Annotated in this window: 7 protein-coding genes and 3 pseudogenes; 5 read left to right on the plus strand and 5 right to left on the minus strand. The window is 44.9% G+C overall.

Annotated features, from left to right (window positions below; translation table 11 throughout):
• Positions 1 to 196 precede the first annotated feature (196 nt).
• The 3 genes and pseudogenes from MiSe_RS20805 to tnpA all read right to left on the minus strand — a co-directional run.
• A pseudogene (locus MiSe_RS20805) lies at positions 197 to 286 on the minus strand (helix-turn-helix domain-containing protein); the annotation flags it as partial.
• A 439-nt stretch (positions 287 to 725) separates the two neighbouring features.
• Positions 726 to 6,749 carry a trifunctional serine/threonine-protein kinase/ATP-binding protein/sensor histidine kinase gene (locus MiSe_RS20810; protein ID WP_226584536.1) on the minus strand — a complete coding sequence of 2,008 codons (6,024 nt, stop codon included), beginning with the start codon at positions 6,747 to 6,749 and terminating at the stop codon, positions 726 to 728.
• A 163-nt stretch (positions 6,750 to 6,912) separates the two neighbouring features.
• Positions 6,913 to 7,386: an IS200/IS605 family transposase gene (gene tnpA, locus MiSe_RS20815; protein ID WP_226584539.1), complete on the minus strand. Its 474-nt coding sequence runs from the start codon at positions 7,384 to 7,386 to the stop codon at positions 6,913 to 6,915.
• Between the two features lie 34 nt (positions 7,387 to 7,420).
• On the opposite strand from tnpA, the gene MiSe_RS20820 reads away from it, so the two are divergent.
• Complete coding sequence (locus tag MiSe_RS20820; protein WP_226584541.1) at positions 7,421 to 8,725, plus strand: RNA-guided endonuclease InsQ/TnpB family protein; 1,305 nt, start codon at positions 7,421 to 7,423, stop codon at positions 8,723 to 8,725.
• Between the two features lie 20 nt (positions 8,726 to 8,745).
• On the opposite strand, the gene MiSe_RS20825 is transcribed toward MiSe_RS20820, so the two are convergent.
• Positions 8,746 to 10,839, minus strand: a complete 2,094-nt coding sequence (locus MiSe_RS20825; protein ID WP_226584544.1) for a pentapeptide repeat-containing protein — start codon at positions 10,837 to 10,839, stop codon at positions 8,746 to 8,748.
• Between the two features lie 267 nt (positions 10,840 to 11,106).
• Positions 11,107 to 11,289, minus strand: a complete 183-nt coding sequence (locus tag MiSe_RS20830; RefSeq protein ID WP_226584547.1) for a hypothetical protein — start codon at positions 11,287 to 11,289, stop codon at positions 11,107 to 11,109.
• Between the two features lie 316 nt (positions 11,290 to 11,605).
• Between MiSe_RS20830 and MiSe_RS53915 the strand changes: the two are divergent.
• The 4 genes and pseudogenes from MiSe_RS53915 to MiSe_RS52100 all read left to right on the plus strand — a co-directional run.
• Positions 11,606 to 12,817, plus strand: a pseudogene (locus tag MiSe_RS53915) (PAS domain S-box protein); the annotation flags it as partial.
• A 30-nt stretch (positions 12,818 to 12,847) separates the two neighbouring features.
• A pseudogene (locus tag MiSe_RS20835) lies at positions 12,848 to 15,313 on the plus strand (PAS domain-containing sensor histidine kinase); the annotation flags it as partial.
• Between the two features lie 337 nt (positions 15,314 to 15,650).
• Positions 15,651 to 16,076: a response regulator gene (locus MiSe_RS20840; RefSeq protein WP_226584554.1), complete on the plus strand. Its 426-nt coding sequence runs from the start codon at positions 15,651 to 15,653 to the stop codon at positions 16,074 to 16,076.
• A 74-nt stretch (positions 16,077 to 16,150) separates the two neighbouring features.
• Positions 16,151 to 18,949: a response regulator gene (locus MiSe_RS52100; RefSeq protein WP_307731487.1), complete on the plus strand. Its 2,799-nt coding sequence runs from the start codon at positions 16,151 to 16,153 to the stop codon at positions 18,947 to 18,949.
• The last annotated feature ends 97 nt before the right edge of the window (positions 18,950 to 19,046 follow it).

Genomic DNA, 19,046 nt, shown 5'->3' on the forward strand with positions numbered 1-19,046 from the left:
GTTACCACCGTTTAACCCCGCTTCAACCTATAAGATTACCAGTTTTATAGATTGGGGATTAAGCTGTCACTCCAACATCAAGAGGGATGGACTTACACCATCACGGAAATTAGATTGTCAAGGTTAATTATTACCAACCTTGCCCTGCTTACACTTCAGCCGTTGGGCTTTCCATTTTTGCAGGAACGAATCGCACCCAGACTACCCGCACACAACCAAATAATTTGGCTAATGCCAACTTTTGACTTGCTGTGGGATAGCACCTATAACGATACCGGGCTTTCATCTTCTTGTTTAATTTCTTGTGTCCATTATAAACCAGAGCTTGGATAAAAGCCGTCGTTCTACGACGGGGCTTTAAACCCAAATTTTTGGTAAAGGTGAAGAGAAATTAAGTTGCAGTTTCTCACCCGCCAGGGAATAAATTCCAAAGCTGATAGCGAAAGTCCTCTCAAGAGGACTTATAGCGGATTGCAGCCATAATCAAGAGGACTTATAGCGGATTGCAGCCATAAAAGGTACAGCTGAGTTTGTCAAGCGCGCACCATGCGCGGGTGCGCGCTTGACAAACTCAGCTGTACCTCACTCGCTGGCAATCCGCTGTAAAATTTGTTCAGCAACGATGCCACTGGATTTGATATCAGTCCATTTTAATGGACGCAAGGCTATCAGCTTTGGAATTTATTCCCTGGCGGGTCGGTGGAAAGGTGCAAGATCTCAGTGCATCAACCAGAAATTGGAATCGATACGGTAAAAGTCGTTTGACCAGGCACCGATTCTACCTCAATTTTCCCTTGATGCTTCTCAATAATTTTTCTGACAATATCCAATCCCAAACCGCTGCCTTCTCCTGGGGGTTTCGTGGTAAAAAATGGCTCGAAGATCCGCGACATAATTTCTGGAGGAATTCCCTTACCGCTATCGGTAATGCTAACCCGCATCCAATTATCTTGCTGGTTGGCATTAATGGTTAAAATTCCCTTGTTGCCCATCGCTTGTAAAGCATTGTGGATTAAATTGGTCCAAACTTGATTCAGTTCATCGGCATAGCATAAGATTTCCGGCAAATCGTTTTCGTAATTTCTGATGACTTCCACACCCTGTTTTAGTTGGTTGTAATAAAGCGTTAAGATAGTTTCAATTCCATCAGTGAGTTTAGCTAGCACCTTTTCTCCAGAAGCGTTCCAATGGGTATAGCTTTTCAATGCAAACACGACTTTTGCCGCTCGGTCGGTGGCTGTTTTGATAGTATTGGTGCTTTTTTGTAAACTCCCCAATTGATAAGCTTTGTTTAAAATTTTGCCACTTTCTGGGTTTTGCAGCAACGGCAAAAAAGGTTCAATATTGTCATAAATGCCCAGGTCAACCAAGGTATCGGCAACCGTCTCTGGATCGGCAATAGCGAAAGATTCCAGTTGCCGATTTAACGCCCGTTTGGCCAGGCGTTTTTCTTTAGTAGATAACTGGGTAGTTTGAGGATTGGAATGTTGCAGTAATAGGAAGAAATCCTGGTGCCGTTCTGGAGATAAAGATTGGAAAAATTCGGGGAACTCCAAAAGGTTTTGCCCCAAGAAATTAGCAATATTCTCCACGGATGAGCGAATCGCCCCCAAGGGGGTATTAATTTCATGGGCAACTCCGGCAACGAGTTGTCCCAACGCTGCCATTTTTTCTGATTGAATCAGTTCTTGTTGAGTGACTTTTAATTCTTGCAGCGTCTTGACTAACTCGTCATTTTTGTTAAGCAAAGCTGTCTCTGCTTGCTTGCGTAGGCGAAGCTCTTGGTAGACATCGCTGATATCGTGAGCAACCCAGATCGCCAAATCGTTTGAAACCGGCGAAATACAAGCTGTAAACCAAACTTGGCGCTCGTTAATCGTTAGGTAGTAATCCAAATGAATCGTCTGCTGTGTCTCTAAAACCCGTCGGACTAGCTCCCACCAATTCTCCGTATTTTCATCGATAAAAAATGGTTCGATTGTATGACTGATAATGTCAATGTCGGGTGGATACAAAGAACTCGTATTCGTCGGCACAACTTCTACATTTCCTTGGGCATCCAGGATCAGTACAATATCGGTCATGGCTTCAAACACGGCTCGCATTTTACTTTCAGAGGCTTGCAGCTTTTCTTCCAGCAATTTGCGTTCAATAATTTCTTGTTGCAATTCTTGAGTTCTCTCTTCGACTTTCGCCTCCAGGGTTTGGGAATAGTTTTCTAATTCCTCGTAGAGTCGGGCATTTTCCAGGGAAATCGCCGCTTGAGAGCATAATAATTGGATAAGGGATAAGCGATCGCGGGTAAATGCCCCTGTCGTCAGATTATTTTCTAGGTAAAGAATGCCGATGAGTTGACCTTGATTTTGGATCGTCGTACACAGAATTGATTTAGGTTGATTGGCAATAATGTAGCTATCTTGAGTAAAGGCAATTTCCTCAACCGCATCGTTTAAAACAACATCTTCTTTAGTCCGCGCTACATAGTTAATAATCGAGTTGGGCAGGTAAGCACACTCCCCTGCTTCTGAATCTGACCCGTGAGCGCATACGGGAATAGAGCGTCTGACGATGACTTCCTTGTGCGCCAACTGTCCGGCGATTTCAACCACCCATTCCCCCGCTTGTTCCCTTAAAATAAAGCCCCTTTGGGCCCCGGCATTTTCCATAACGATCTTGATCATTTTGGCTAACAAGCTATCGAGGACAATTTCACTGGCAATGGCGTGAGAAGCTTTCATCACAGTGCCTAAATCCAAGATTTCGCTCGAATTACTGCTGGTTGAAACAATAGTAGCGCTCCTGGCATTTTCCACCCTGATGCGCGTGAGCAATTCGGGATAGCGTTCTGACAATTCCTCAACTTTGGCTTGACATCCCCAGAGGGTATAACAATAGCGCGCATCGTTCATGTAAACCGAGGCAATTTTTTCTTTACCCCAAGCTTGATAGAATTTAGCTGCCAGCTCATTGGCGAGTGCTTCTTCATTAATGTAATCGTTTTGTTTAGCGAGGGAAATCGCGCGATCATAATTTTCCATCGCCTCAACATTTTGTTTTAAAACTCGCTGCCGTTCCGCTTCAACCAGATAAAATTTATGCAAAAAATTCATCGGGGCGTGCTGCGCCCATTTTTGCATCTTTGTCTGGTTTTCTGCCACTTGTTTAAGCAGGGTATTTTGCTGGGATTTATCCCCATCGGCATACACCGCTAGTCTCGCCAGAGAATCGTAGAAATAAAACGCGGCTACGACCATATTGCCGGTGACTCCGTCTAAATATGGTTGGGCTATTTCGGCATTTTCTAAGGCTTGATCCTGTTCGCCAAACAGATAGCAGAGGATGAGTTTATTTAAATAAAAGTTGTAAATTGCGGTGCGGTAATTAGATTGAATCAGCAGCGGTAGGGATGCGTCTTCATGGAAAGCTTCCCCCAATAACCGACAAGGATTTTCAGCTTTTCCAAGCAAGTTAAGAACGGCTTGATGAAAGATTTTCAGGCTCTGCAAAGCAATGCCTTGCTTGAAATTATCTAGAACCTGGCTGTAGGTTGCCATTTCTGCTTCTAATTCTGTCAATGGCTGCCCCATCCAATAGCCATACTGACATTTTTCTTTGGCACTGTAGCTGGCAAAATCGAAATTCCCGGTTTCGATTCCGAGCGAGTAAGCTTCCAACAATAACTCGGCGGCTTCTCCGATATGTTTTTTTAAATATAAAATGAAAGTAGCGACGATGAATAATGTTTTAGTCTTAATCGTTTTATTATTGAAATTTGAGGCTAAATTCAAAGCTAAATCGCCCAACTGAGAAGCCGATTCAATTTCTTGAAAAATGCCGTTTAAAATTTGCCCGTAACTGGCATAAGCAATGGCTGATTCAGGGGCATTGCCACGTTGAATAGATAAATTGACCTGTGTTAAGACAATCAGCAAAAATAAAGGTTGAGAGGTGATATAGGTAACCGGATTGATTTTTGATAGAATACCCAAAGCGGCTCGCACAGAAATATCCGTCATTTCGGGCAAGTTAATTAAGTCATTTATACCAGTTTTAGGAATCAGGGCAGCGGTTTGCGCCAGGAATTTTTGCATAGCTTTAGGGGTGGGCGACTTTGGCAAGCTTACCCCTAACTGTTCAGACACTTGCAGTCCAATTTTGATGGCTTCAACGAGTTGGTTTTGCGCCTTATAGGCTTGGATTTTAATTTCATAAACCTTGACTTTGTCGAGCAGGGTTTTAGCTTGTTGCAGCACGGTTTCCCCTAATGATTCCATCTGCTGAAAATCCCCGCTGAGGTAGGCTGCTTCTGCGGCTTCTAGATGAATATTTAAGCTCAAATTGTATTGGTTTTCCCAAGCATTTTCTGGTAGTAAAGATCGCGCTAAGGTTAGATAAGCGCTCGCTGCCCTATAAGCCGTAGCTGACTTGGCTCTTTTTCCGGCAATTAAATTTAGTTCTGCTAGTTCATCCAAATCTTTTTCACAAGCTGTTTCAGCAGTTTCAGTTAACAGATATAAAACTCCACTATTTAAATGATCGACAATCTTAAATATCTCATCAACTAACTGTTCTGGCTGAGTCTTTTGCAACAACAGGCGACCAATTTTTAAGTGAACTGCTTGTCTTTCCTCGAAACAGATCAAATCGTAAGCTGCTTGTTGCACCCGGTCGTGGGAAAATGCATATTCCAGAATTAATAGATCAGAGTTTAACTCGGACGTAGGCAGAATTAACCCCGCCTGAATCGCTACTTTTAAATCCTCAAAAACTCTCCTTGGCGATTGTTCGCAAATTATACAAAGAGTGTCTAAATCGAAATTCCCACCCACACAAGCCGCCATCTGTAAAACCCGCTGAGTTGATGGGGGAAGTTGCTTCAATTTGTCGATGGTTAATTCTACCACATTATCGGTAATACCCATCGCTTCAATCCCCTCTATATCCCATTGCCAGCTTAAACAATCGAAATCAAAAAATATCAATTTATTTCCATATAGAGTATGTAAAAATTCCTTCAAAAAAAAAGTATTGCCCCCGGTTTTTTGCCTCACCAATTCTGCTAAAGGTTTGACCGAGTTAACATCACTGCGTAACGTGTCGGCAATTAGTTGAGCGATCGCATCTATTTCTAAGGGTGCTAAACCGATTTGGCTAACAGTTACTCCTTGTTTCTGGATCGCCTCTATCGTCGTCATCAAAGGATGATTCGATTTAACTTCGTTATCCCGATATGCCCCAATCAACAATAGATGTTGAGGGGGGGCAAAGGCTGATGAACTGCCGACTTCACCTGTCATTATCAGTCGAATTAATTTGAGGGAAGCGGGGTCTGCCCATTGCAAATCATCTAGAAATATAACTAAAAAATGGTTGTGTGACTCAAACAAACGGATAAAATTTTGAAAACTTAAATAAAACCGATTTTGCGACTCGATTGATTCTAACTCCGGCAAGGCTGGCTGCTTGCCAATAATCAATTCTATTTCGGGAATGACATTAATTATTACTTGACCGCTGTGACCCAAAACTGCTAAAAATTTTTCGCGCCATTGCTGAAGTGAAGCTTGACTTTCTGTTAGCAGTTGTCGCACCAATTCCTGAAAAGCGCTGATGATAGCAGTGTAAGGAATATTCCGCTGCAATTGTTCAAATTTACCACTAATAAAATAACCGCAACCTTGGGTAACAGATTTACAAATTTCTTGCACCAGTGCTGACTTACCAACGCCAGCAGCACCCGTCACTAACATCATCTCTATTTGAGATTTTGGCTGGGAACTTTTGGATTGTAGAGACGCTGATACTCTTTCAAATGCTGCCATTAACGTTTGAATTTCTCCCTCTCTGCCGTAAAGTTTTTGGCTGATTTGAAACTTATCAGAAATGTCATGTTGGCCGGGAAAGATGCATTCGATCGTGCCAATCGATTCTAACTGCATCAACGCCAGCACTAAATCGGCTTTAATTCCCCAGGCACTTTGGTATCGCTCTTCGGCATTCTTCGCTAATAATTTCATGATGATACCCGCCAGAGGTGGAGGAATTTCTGGATTAATTTTATCGAGGGGTAAAGGCTGTCTAGCAATGTGACAGTGTACCAACTCGATTGGATCTAAAGTCTCGAACGGCAAAGCGCCGCCGAACATTTCATAAAAAGTGACCCCCAGCGAGTAAAAATCAGTGCGATAATCCACAGAACGGTTCATTCTTCCAGTTTGCTCTGGCGATATATAAGGCAGAGTGCCTTCTAAAACCGTAGGATTTTTGAGGGTAGTTTGAGAGTAGGTTAAAACTGTCGCAATGCCAAAGTCGATGATTTTCAGTTCTTCGGTTGTGGGATTATAAACGATATTCGAAGGGTTAATATCTTTGTGAATAATATTAGCCGCGTGGATGCGCTCTAAACTCTCGACGATTTTAATGGCAATGTTGAGCAATTCAGACAGGGTAAACTTTTGCTCGCGCATCAAGGTTTTTAAGGAGGAGCCGCCGAAATCCTCTAAAATAATCGCTAACGTTCTCTGATAGCTTTCTAAGCTATAAGCCTTGATAACGCCGTCCGACTTCAGCTGGCGGAGGATTTCATATTCCTGCTTATAGCGAGTCAGTTCCGCTACTGTGGGATAATCTTGCTTAAGTATCTTGACAATTACCGCACGATGGTCTGTCTCGCGGATGCCGCGATAAACTTGCGAGTTGGCACTTTCGTAAATTTGGGAGAGAACCTGATAGCCGGGAATTTCAATCATAATAGATTTAACTATAGAAAAATATTTAAGCAATTAGTCTTGTTGTAAATAATCGGGAATGGGGTTTTTGGCATTGTACATGACAAAAATCCCATTTATATCCAACTGACGAGTTATTCATTTGTAGCAATTCAAAATCAAAATGGGTTTAAGGGGTTTAACTTCAACCGCCAGAAGTCCCGCCCCGTCCGTTTACGGCGGGGCCGGGATGAATGGCGGGATCTTGATCGGACTCTGACGCTGAGTCTTGGGATTGGACATACTGTTTTAGTCGCTCAACGGTAACACCTCCAGATGATGCGACAAAATAGGACTCCGACCAGAACAGTGGCTTCGAGTAAAACTTTTGCACATCTTGAGGGAATTCCTTCCGAATCATTCGACTGGTGACGGTCTTGAGATTGTTCACGAACTTGCTGACCTGCATTTGAGGGTAATAGGAGAACAGCAGGTGAATATGATCTGCTTCTCCATTTACCTTGATTACTTGACATCCCCATTTCTCGCTCACTGATTGGACGATCTCCGCCAGCCTGCTGAGTATTTCTGCTGTGATTACCTTTTTTCGGTATTTTGTCACAAGCACTAAATGAGCTTTCATGTCTGAAACCGCCCTGGAATGTGATTTATAACCCATTGACTGCGTTTAGTGCTGTGGTATGATACTGACTATGAGGATATCACACCAGTACCGCTTACTACCAACCGCTGAACAAGCCGCCCTGATGAAACGGTGGCTCGATATGCTGCGGGCGCAGTATAACTATCGTCTAGGTCAGCGCTTCGATTGGTACTCCCAGACGCGGTGCAGAGTCTCTGCATGTCCTCTAACTTGTTCAATTGTTCCCGTAGAGGAGATTTTCAAAGACATCCGATCAGAAATGATTGGGAAAAGTGGTTATGTGAATTGGAAGGCTATGCAACAAGGTGCTTTACCTGAAACCAAGGTAGAGCGACCGTGGTACAAAGATATATATTCTCAAGTTTTACAAGACTGCATTCATCGGGTTGATAAGACGTTTGAGCGGTATGTTTTTGGCGACAAAAACGGCAACCGCTCTGGGAAACCACGTTTTAAAGGTAAGGGGCGTTATCGCTCCTTTACCTACACCCAGATGAAGCAAGACAGTCTGGCTCTTAATCGCATTACTCTACCCAAGATTGGGGATGTTAAGCTAATCCTTCATCGACCACTGTTAGATGGATTCAAAATCAAAACGGCTACAGTAACGTTGAAGGCAGATGGTTGGTATCTGACGCTTTCCCTGCAAGATGACACTGTACCAGAAATGATTCAGCCAACGGTTGAACCGCGTTGGGATAACAGTATTGGCATAGATTTAGGTCTAGAAAAGTTTGCGGCAGATTCAGAAGGAGAGTTTTATGATGCTCCTCGGTATTTTCGCTCCCAAGAGGAGAGATTAGCCTTACTTCAAAAAAAACTAGATGCTACTACTAACTTTCGAGCTAAGAAACGGCTAAAAATTCCTATAGCCAAGCTGCACCAAAAAATAGCTCGTAGACGCAAGGACTTCCACTACAACACCGCTAAAAAGATTCTTTCAAAAGCAGAAGTTGTGTTTGTGGAAGACTTAGCTGTCAAAAACATGTCCAGAAGATGCAAACCAAGACCGGATGGCAAAGGCGGTTTTGCCGCTAACGGTCAAAGTGCAAAGTCTGGGATGAATAAAAGTATTGCTGATGCAGGATGGAGCCAATTCATTGAGATACTAACTGTCAAGGCTGAAAGTGCTGGGCAGAGAGTTATCAAGGTTGACCCCAAGGGAACTACACAGCATTGTTCAGAGTGCCTCAATCAAGTTCCTAAAGAGTTGGCCTCGAGATGGCATAGTTGTCCTCACTGCGGCCTACAACTCGATAGAGATACTAACTCGTCAGTGCTAATCAAAAAAGTGGGGTTGGGCGTCGCCTCACTCAAAAAGGCTCGCAAGAGAAGCCAGCGCTGTACTGCGTAGCAGTCAGCGTCTGGAGTACGTCACATGTCCAAGTCGCTTATGCTTAACCCATCTTGCCAAGATGACTCGCTTGTTGGCAAATCATCCTCAATAACAGCTCTACGCTGCTTCAAGCTCTGCTTTGTTTGCTCAGAAAGTCCTAAATTGCGATGAAATCGCGCATATTCCACTCTGACGCGGCTCAGGTCGGTTTCGCTCAAATCCGCATTGGTCAAATCAACGCGCCCCATGTCCGCACCGTTCAAGTTAGCATGGCGAAAGTTAGCGCTCATCAAGGTAGCATGGCGCAGGTTTGCATTGCTCAAGTCGGCATTGCTCAAGTTCGCTCCGCTTAAGTCGGCATTGCTCAAGTCGGCATTGCTCAAGTTCGCTCCGCTTAAGTCGGCACCGCTCAAGTCGGCATGGCGTAGGTGAGTTAAATTCAGACAAGCCTCGCTTAAGTTAGCACCGTTCAAGTTAGCCGCACCCAGATTAGCACCCTTAAGATTCGCGCGGCGTAAGTCAGCCATACGCAATTTCACCACGATCAAGTTAGTATTGCTCAAGTTAGCATCGTTCAGGTTAGTCCGGCGCAGATCGGCTCCGCGCAGGCTCGCACCGCTGAGATTAGCATGGTTTAAATCTGCTGCGATCAATTCTGCACTGTTGAGCGTGGCTTTGCTTAGATCCGCACTGCTGAGCTTGGCATTGCTTAAATCGGCATGAGTCAGGTTAGCACCGCTGAGGTTAGCACCGCTGAGGTTAACACCGCTCAAGTCAGCACCGTGTAAGTCGGTGCCGCTGAGGTTAGCACCCTTGAGGTTTAAATCGCATTTAAGTTGCGAAAACACTCGATAACCATCCAAATCGTCACTCGCTGACTCGCTGTTGGAATTCTTTTTTATATTGACTAAATTGTATTCTACATCTTCCGTATAAACTGTAAAAACCAGATTTAACACTTCCAAAAAATGAATGACGCCCCAGCAGTCTTCTTCGGGCAATTTTTCATAATATTGAATTAAATTAGCAATCCGCGCTTCTAAATTGACGCGAACATTTTTGCAAAACAGCACAATTTTGAGCAGAATAATCGCTAAAGTCAGCGTCTCGTTTTGAGATATGAGTAAAACAAACAACAACGAAGGTTCCTGCTGATTTTCTGTGGTTAAGCATTCAATCACCTGGTTACAAGTTCTCAGGATTAGTTCGGTGGTGACAGTGTCTTCTTCCCGCTCTTTATAGAGATGTTCTAGTTTTTTAGCTAACTCAGCTTTCAAAGTTTTGATAAATCCTTTGTTGTTTATATAAAGCGAATATAAAATATATTTTTGCAGGTTTTGTTTAAACATCTGATAACTGACCTGCTGATTTTGATTGTTGAAAATATTTGCCAAGTTAGAATAGCTGAACAACCCGCGTTTGGCGACAATTTTTTTGATCAGACGCAACGCTTCATCTCCCAACCGCGTCGGGTTTTTGAGTTCGCTATCCTTGACAGTAGCAGACTGAGAGTGAGCCGTGTACATCGCCAGATCGTGCTTAAACTTTTCTTTTAGATGCTTGGATAATTCCTTAGCAGCTTCCCGCTGTTCGATGGGATTTTTTAGATCCACATATTGCGCCGCCAATAAATAAGCAGTATAGCGATGGCTCCAATAGCCTTTTTGACGATTTTCAAACGCCGAAGCAAATAATTTGAGTTCTTCGTAATCTTTACTGTTAATAAAATTTTGAATCCAGCTATTGAGATGGCTGAGGGGTAGAGATGCAATAATTTCGGTGGGTGAGGTTTCTGGAAATAGGCGAATTAACTTTTGGATGGTATGGTACTGTCTAGCCGCCCACCAGTTATTGATTAAAATATAACAAGTTCTTTTGATCGTGTTTCTAAATTCTTGCTCGTCCTCAAAAAAAATGATTTCGTAAAGCGCATGAAGCGCTGAGGAAGAAACTGCTTTAATTGGCTCCAAAAATAAATGTTTAAATTCCAATAAAACCGTTCCAGGTTCCCAGCTATGAACAATTTCCAAGAAAAAGCTATAAATTTTTTCTTGAGCCAACTGAAGATTTTGTCTTGACTTGTTTAACTTGTTACTTGGAGCCGTTCTATTAGGATCTTGGAAAGCATCCATAGTGGTTTTATTTATCAGGTCACTTAGCTCTTTTCTTGAGGCGTGACCGCAGAAAAGCTGATGCAGCCTGGGTCAATCTACCTAAATCTTAGCCTGAGTAGTTTTAATCACCCATGAATTTTTACAAAAACTCTGCCGGTAGTCTATGCCGCTTGGCGGTAATTGCCGCCGTTTTTCCATGTCAATAATTTGACATTCTCTCAGGAGCATTTATCTTCCTGCACTGGAAGTTTACTTCGAGTATATCTGTTGATCCCTCCCGGAGCGCTACATTTTCTCGACCCGTTCAATTAAACTTTGAGCCATCTCAATTGCTACCACAATCAGATCCTGCTCTTGCTGTCCCCTGCCTTTCTCATCGCTGACGCTGGCATAAATGTGGGGATTGGCAAGCATTCCAGCTAAAATTTGGGTCGCAATTTGTTTGAGTTCGCTGTTTTGTGTGTCCATTTTTACTTCCTCTCTCAAACCGATTTCTAGCAAAATAGTTGCAGGAGGGGGGTTTTACGAGGCCATCACCTTTGTTTCTTCGTAGTTTCACAGAAACCCGGTTTTTTTCCACAGATTGGTTGGTAAAACCCGCCCCTACTGTTGCTCCCATTCTTCAAGAAAGATTGCAACTGCCTGCGGTATGAAAACTGATTGATACAATCGGGCTAGCCGTTTTATATAACTGTCGCGGTTTTGCTCCCGTTTCGAGGTTTGTTTCCCAGATCCTTGAATGGGGTAATTTGTCCCAATTTTAACCAAGAGCCAGTCGTTTAAGATGTTCCCTGTTCCTGAGCTTGAGCTTGTTGACTTACTCATTTTAGATCGATTTATCGATTGCTCTCCTTTGACTGTTGCGCCGGATACCCCGGTTATTGATGCGATCGCTTTAATCAACCAAACCAGTGCTGCCTGCGTTCTGGTGGTAGAAGGGGGGCGCTGTATTGGTATATTTACCGATCAAGATGTAGTAAAAATCACTAAAACCTCCCTGGAACTATCCAGGGTCATCCAAGAGGTGATGGCGCAACCCGTTATTACCTTGACGCTAACCGGGTCGGAGACGGTATTGACAGCTTTAGCACTGTTGCAGCACCATCGAATTCGCCACCTACCCGTTGTAGGCGAACAAGGTGAATTGATCGGGTTAGTAACTCAAACCAATTTGCTGCAAGTATTTAACTCAAAAGAAACTGCCCTTAGCGATATTAGCCAGTACCAGCAGGTAAAGGAAGCGCTGCAAGCCACCATAGCATCTTTAAGGTTTCAAAAATTTGCCTTATATCGGTCAGCGATTGTAGCGATGACCGACCAAAAAGGCACGATTACCTATGTGAACGATAAATTTTGTCAAATTTCCCAATATTCCAGAGAAGAACTGATGGGAAAAACCCATCGCCTGATTAATTCTGGTTACCATCCCCCGGAATTTTTCCGGGAACTTTGGTCAAGGATTTCTAGCGGTCAGGTGTGGCAGGGAGAGATTAAAAACCAAGCCAAAGATGGCAGTTATTACTGGGTTGATACGACGATTGTTCCCTGTCTCGATCGGGAAAGGAAACCGTTGCAATATTTGGCAATCAGGTTTGATATTACCCAACACAAACAGGTAGAAGAAGCGCTGCGGGAAAGCGAAGAACGCTTCCGCCAAGCATTTGAACATGCAGCGATTGGCATGGCATTAGTATCTTTGTCGGGACGCTGGTTGCAAGTGAACCCTTCGTTGTGCGAAATGTTGGGCTATTCAGAACGGGAATTATTGGATAAAACCTCTCAATCTGTTACCCATCCAGACGACTTAGATACCAGCATAGATCGACGGCGTCAATTGCTAGCAGGTGAAATTCGATCTTATCAATTGGAAAAGCGCTACCTGCACAAACAAGGGAAAGTGGTGTGGGTACAATTGAGCGTGGGGTTAGTGAGAACTTCTTTGGCAGAGCCGTTGTATTTTGTGGTGCAGATTCAGGATATCAGCGATCGCAAACAAGCAGAGCAAGAACGCCTGCAACTATTGCAGCAAGAACAAGCAGCAAAAAACCAAATCGCCAACATCCTAGAAAGTATCACCGATGCCTTTTTGACCCTGGATAGCGAGTGGCGATTGACCTATGTTAACCGGCAAGCAGGGCGGATCTTGCAGAAGCACCCAAATGAGTTAATTGACAAGAATATTTGGCAAGTCTTTCCAGATGCAGTGAGGACGAAATTCTACCAGGAGTATTATCGAGCGGTTTGCCAACAAGTGAGCGTGGAATTTGAGGAGTATTATCCACCCCTTGCCACTTGGTTTGCAGTCCACGCCTATCCCTCAAAAGATGGCTTGTCGGTTTATTTCCAAGATATTACCAAGCGCAAGCACACTGAGGAAGCGTTGCGAGAAAGCGAAGAACGCTGGCACTTAGCTTTACGGGGTAATAACGATGGGATTTGGGACTGGAATGTGCGGACAAACGAAGTATTCTTTTCACCGCGATGGAAAGAAATGCTGGGGTATGAAGACCACGAAATTAGCAACCATTTGGATGAATGGGCACTCCGAGTGCATCCCGACGATCTGGGGTGGGTAACCCAAGCGATCAAAGACCATTTTGCTAAGAAAACCCCGTTTTACGTCACCGAACATCGCGTGCAGTGCAAAGACGGCACGTATAAATGGATACTGGATCGGGGACAAGCGCTGTGGGACTCACAAGGCAAGGTGGTGCGGATGGCGGGTTCCCATACTGATGTTACCGAGCGCCGGCGAGCCTCTGAAGCGCTGAGGGAAAGCGAAGAACGGTTGCGGGTGGCGCTAGAAGCTGCTTGCATGGGGACTTGGGACTGGAATATTCAAACGAACCAAATTAGCTGGTCCCAAAACCTAGAATGCTTGATGGGGTTGACGCCGGGAGGCTTCGACGGTCGTTACGAAACATTTATTAACTTGGTGTACCCGGAAGATCGAGAGCGAGTGGTGACAGCTATTACCCGTGCGGTGCAACAAGGAGAAGGCTATGAGATTGAATTTCGGTTTGTGTTACCGGATGGTACAATTCGCTGGGCTGCGAGTAAGGGACAGGTGTTTTACGATGAAACAGGTAAACCCGTTCGGATGGCTGGGGTAGACCGAGACATCACCTCACGCAAGCAAGCTGAAGAGGAATTAAGGCGTCAAGGGCAGCGATCGCAACTATTTGCCGAAATTACCCTCAAAATTCGCCAATCTTTGCAACCAGACGAAATTCTGCAAACTGCCGTCACCGAGGTGCAAAAACTGCTCGATACCAACCGAGTGCTGATCTTTCGACTGTGGGGGGACGGCTCGGGAACGGTGGTGCAAGAAGCTGTGGAACCGGGTTTTACGGCTATTTTGGGCCAAAAAATCACCGATCCCTGCCTGGGACAAGAACACCTAGAACCATATTGTCAAGGTAGAGTGGGTGCGATCGCCGATATCGAAACTGCCGATATCGCACTCTGCCATAAGGAATTACTCCGGCAGTTTGGTATCAAAGCAAACCTCGTAGTACCGATTTTAATGCGGGAAAACTGCTGGGGTTTGCTGATTGCCCATCAGTGTTCTAGTCCCCGAAATTGGACTCATTTTGAAATCGATTTACTGCAACAACTCGCCAACCAAATTGGCATAGCCTTATCGCAAGCACAACTATTAGAACAACAAACCCGCTACGCAGAAGAACTCGCTCGTTCCAATGCAGAATTAGAACAATTTGCTTACGTTGCTTCCCACGACTTGCAAGAACCCCTGCGAATGGTGACGAGTTACTTGCAGTTAATCGAACGCAGGTACAAAGACAAATTAGATTACAAGGGAAATGAATTTATTGCCTATGCTGTAGACGGCGCGCGGCGGATGCAAACTTTGATTAACGATTTATTGGCTTATTCGCGGGTTAGCACTCGCGGACAGCCTTTTGTACCAGTTGATTGTAATCAGGTGTTGGAGAATGCTTTAGCTAATCTCAAAATTGCCATTCAAGAAAGCGGCGCAGTTATTACCCACGATGCTTTACCCACCGTCATTGGTGACACCACCCAACTGACTCAATTATTCCAAAATCTAATCGGCAACGCGATCAAATTCCGCAGCGAACTTTCCCCCCAGGTTCATATTGGAGTAGTGAGGAATGACGCGGAGGCAGGGAGACAAGGGAGAGCGGAGAAATTATCAAAAATTATCCCCGCGTCCCCCCATCCCCGCGTCCCCGCGTCTAGTGAACATGCTCTATCCGAAAGTGAATGGTTGTTCTACGTGCGCGACAATGGAATAGGAATCGAATCCCAGTATGCCGAACGCATCTTTGTCATCTTTCAGCGTTTGCACGCTAGGGGGAAATATCCAGGAACTGGGATTGGTTTGGCAATCTGCAAGAAAATTGTAGAACGGCACTCAGGACGGATCTGGGTCGAGTCCGAACCGGGTAAGGGTGCGATTTTCTACTTTACGATTCCAGATAAAGCGGCTAATAACGTAAGTTGCTAGTTACATCCAAGGACGCTGGTAATGGGTAATGGGTAATCGGTAATTGTCAGGATTCAACGACCAATGAATCCAATTACCAATTACCTCAGTCATCAACCCGGTTTCAGAGTTAATTTCTCGCTGTCAAACGCACGATTTTTCAGAGAAACCGGGTTGAAGTTGCTAGTTATCTCTCTCACAGCGGCTAATGGCGTTCCCAGGCGACCGCCTGGGTCACGAGGCTAATGGCGAGATTGGTAAAAATCCTATATTATCAATTAGCAATTAGCAATTAGCAACGCCAAAGCTGATAACTAGCAATTTGAGTTAATACTTAATAAATTTTCCACCGATCATCATGGCAATTGAAGTTTTGTTAGTTGAAGATAACCCAGGGGATGCTCAGTTAACCCAGATAGCCCTGGAAGATAGCAAAATAGCTGTTAACTTGAGTATCGTTGAGGATGGCGTCGAAGCAATGGCTTTCTTAAAAAAAGAGGGAAAATTTAGCGAAGCGTCCCATCCTGACTTAGTATTGCTAGATTTGAACTTGCCAAAAAAAGACGGGCGGCAGGTTTTGTTGGAAATGAAAGCCGATGAAGCCCTCAAGCGAATTCCCGTAGTTGTGCTGACGACTTCCCAGGCGGAAGAAGATATCCTGAAAGCCTACGATCTATGTGCAAATTGTTACATTACTAAACCCGTTGACTTCGAGCAGTTCGTTAAAATTGTGCAATCGATAGAAAACTTTTGGTTCACTATCGTCAAACTACCCCCAGAATGAGTAGGTGTGCAGGTGTGCAGGTGTGCCCAATAGATTCCCAATTAGCAAAGAGCAATGAGCAATTAGCAATTCCTATGGCAAAGCAATCGATCAAAGTTTTGTTAGTCGAAGATAACCCCCCTGATGCGCGTCTGTTGCAGGAGTACTTAGACGAGGTTACCACGGCCCAGTTCGACATCAAACAGGTAGAGTTGCTAGAGGAGGGAATGAAATGTCTCGACGTAGAAAGCTTTGATATTATTCTTTTAGACCTTTCGCTGCCAGATAGCCAGGGGTTCGACACTTTTGTCAAGATTCGCCGTTACGCTCCTAACATTCCGATTGTCGTGCTGACGAGTTTAGATGATGAAACCCTGGCAATGCGGGCGATGCAGGAGGGGGCGCAGGATTATCTGGTAAAAGGGCAGGTGTATGGCAATTTGTTGGCGCGTGCCATGCGCTACGCCATCGAGCGCAAGCGGATCGAGCTGCAATTGCGCCAAAGCGAGGCGAAGTTTAGATCTTTGGCTGAAAATCTCCAGGCAGCCGTCTGGATGGCAACACCTGATTCAAGTAATAATTTTTACACTAGCCCTGCGTATGAAAAAATCTGGGGTCGAGGGGCAGAGAGTCTGCGCGATCGCCCTGATTCCTGGATCGAGGCAGTTTATCCAGAGGATAGGGAGGTTGTGCGGTGGAAGCTAGAGCAACAAATCCAGGGCAAGCCCACCAATGTAGAATATCGCATCTTGCAGCCGGATGGGTCGGTGCGGTGGATTTGGGATCGGAGTTTTGCCATCCCGGATGAACGGGGAGAAGTTTGGTACTTGGGGGGGATTGCAGAAGATATTAGCGAACGCAAGCAGTCAGAAGAATCTTTACTGCGGCGCACGCACCAGTTGGAAGTCCTCTCCCGCGCCACTCGCAAGATTAATACGGTGCTGAAAATACCGGCAGTGCTGGGAACTTTAATCGCGGCGGCAATGGAATTAGTAGGAGCAAGCGCTGGAGCTGCCGGATTGGTAATCGAAGGGAAAATGACCTTCACAGAATACCATCAAAAGGGACAAATACGCCCGCTCAATTTCACTTTCGCTCCGGGAAAAGGAGGTATTGCGGGTTGGTTGATGCAGACAAAGATGCCTTATTTTACCAACGATACGGCGCTCGATCCTTATGTTGGGGAAATGCAACGATCTTTGGGGGTGAAAAATCTGGCGATCGTGCCGATTTTTAGCCGCAAAGATGAGTTGCTCGGCTGTTTGGAGTTGCACAACAAAGAGTATGACCGATTTAGCGATCGCGACATCACTCTGTTGGAAGGTTTGGCTGCTAGCGCTGCGGTTGCTTTAGAGAACGCAAAAATGATTCTAGAATACAAGCAAGCCGAACAGAAAATCCGCGAACAAGCGGCTTTGCTAGATGTGGCAACCGATGCCATTTTTGTCAAAGATTTAGACAACCGAATTCTATTCTGGAATAAAGGTGCAGAACGCTTATACGGTTGGAAACCAGAAGAAGTACTGCTGAAAAATACCCAAGATCTTTTATCCAAGAAAGATCCAACTCAACAGGAAGTAGCATTGAAAACTACTATCGAGTCGGGGGCGTGGCAAGGCGAGTTGCATAAAGTCACAAAAGATGGTAAAGAAATCCTGGTAGAAAGCCATTGGACGCTGGTGCGGGATGAAGCGGGAAATCCCAAATCTATTTTGATCGTCGATACGGATATCACCGAGAAAAAACAACTGGAAGCGAAATTTTTACGCGCTCAACGGTTAGAAAGTCTGGGGACTCTTGCGAGCGGAATTGCCCACGACCTCAACAATATTTTGACGCCGGTTCTCGCCGTGGCGCAACTGCTACCCCTCAAACTTCCCCACCTCGACGAACAAAGTCAGCGGATGCTTTTGATGCTAGAAACGAATGCCAAAAGAGGCGCGGATTTGGTGAAGCAAATTCTATCATTTGCGCGGGGAGCGGAAGGAAAGCGCACGAGCGTGCAACTGAAGCACTTGCTTTTAGATATCGAACAAATTGCCAAACGCACGTTTCCCAAAACGATTGAAATTGAATCTGATATCCCCTCAGAATTATGGACTGTTTCTGCCGATGCAACGCAACTGCATCAGGTGTTTATGAACCTAGTCGTGAATGGACGCGATGCCATGCCGCACGGGGGGACTTTGAGCATTAGCGGCACTAACCTTCACATCGATGAAAGCTATGCCAGGATGAACGTTGAAGCTACAGTGGGTGCGAAGGTTGTCATTACAGTCAGCGATACGGGTGTTGGCATCCCTCCAGAAATTATCGATCGCATTTTTGACCCGTTTTTCACCACCAAAGAAGTAGGTAAAGGCACGGGATTGGGTTTATCTACGGTACTGGGTATTGTTAAAAGTCACGGCGGTTTTGTAGAAGTATCGAGTCAGGTAGGCGTGGGGAGTGAATTTAAGGTGTACTTGCCTGCTAGCGAGGACACCTTGATGCAAACAGCAATCGAGTTGGAATTATTCTCAGGTAATGGGGAATTAATATTAGTGGTGGATGATGAAGCGGCGATTCGCGAGATTACTAAAGCTACTCTAGAAAGCCACAATTATAGAGTTTTGACTGCCAGCGATGGGATTGAAGCGATCGCAGAATACGCCGAACACATGGATGAAATTTCTCTGGTGTTGATGGATATGATGATGCCGACGATGGATGGTACGATCGCCAGTCGCACGTTAAGAAAAATGAACCCGCAAGTTGAGATTATCGCTATGAGTGGGTTGACTTCTACCGATGCGATCGCAAATGCCACAAGTAGCGGCGTCAAACAGTTTTTACCCAAACCCTTCACCGCCAAGGAATTGATCGCTGCTTTACAGCGATCGTTCAAAGGGTAATTGGTAATTGCTAATTGCTAATTGTTAATTGGTGACAGGACTTATATCATGTCCGCGAGAGATCGGTAGTGTATGGATGGCTAATGGCTAATTGCTA

This window comes from Microseira wollei NIES-4236 (genome assembly GCF_020521235.1).
Taxonomy (GTDB): Bacteria; Cyanobacteriota; Cyanobacteriia; order Cyanobacteriales; family Aerosakkonemataceae; genus Microseira; species Microseira wollei.

Bases quoted from the DNA above. Each gene is read 5' to 3' on its own strand.
- MiSe_RS20810 (WP_226584536.1), bottom strand. From the start codon at position 6,749: ATGATTGAAATTCCCGGCTATCAGGTTCTCTCCCAAATTTACGAAAGT.
- tnpA (WP_226584539.1), bottom strand. From the start codon at position 7,386: ATGGGTTATAAATCACATTCCAGGGCGGTTTCAGACATGAAAGCTCAT.
- MiSe_RS20820 (WP_226584541.1), top strand. From the start codon at position 7,421: ATGAGGATATCACACCAGTACCGCTTACTACCAACCGCTGAACAAGCC.
- MiSe_RS20825 (WP_226584544.1), bottom strand. From the start codon at position 10,839: ATGGATGCTTTCCAAGATCCTAATAGAACGGCTCCAAGTAACAAGTTA.
- MiSe_RS20830 (WP_226584547.1), bottom strand. From the start codon at position 11,289: ATGGACACACAAAACAGCGAACTCAAACAAATTGCGACCCAAATTTTA.
- MiSe_RS20840 (WP_226584554.1), top strand. From the start codon at position 15,651: ATGGCAATTGAAGTTTTGTTAGTTGAAGATAACCCAGGGGATGCTCAG.
- MiSe_RS52100 (WP_307731487.1), top strand. From the start codon at position 16,151: ATGGCAAAGCAATCGATCAAAGTTTTGTTAGTCGAAGATAACCCCCCT.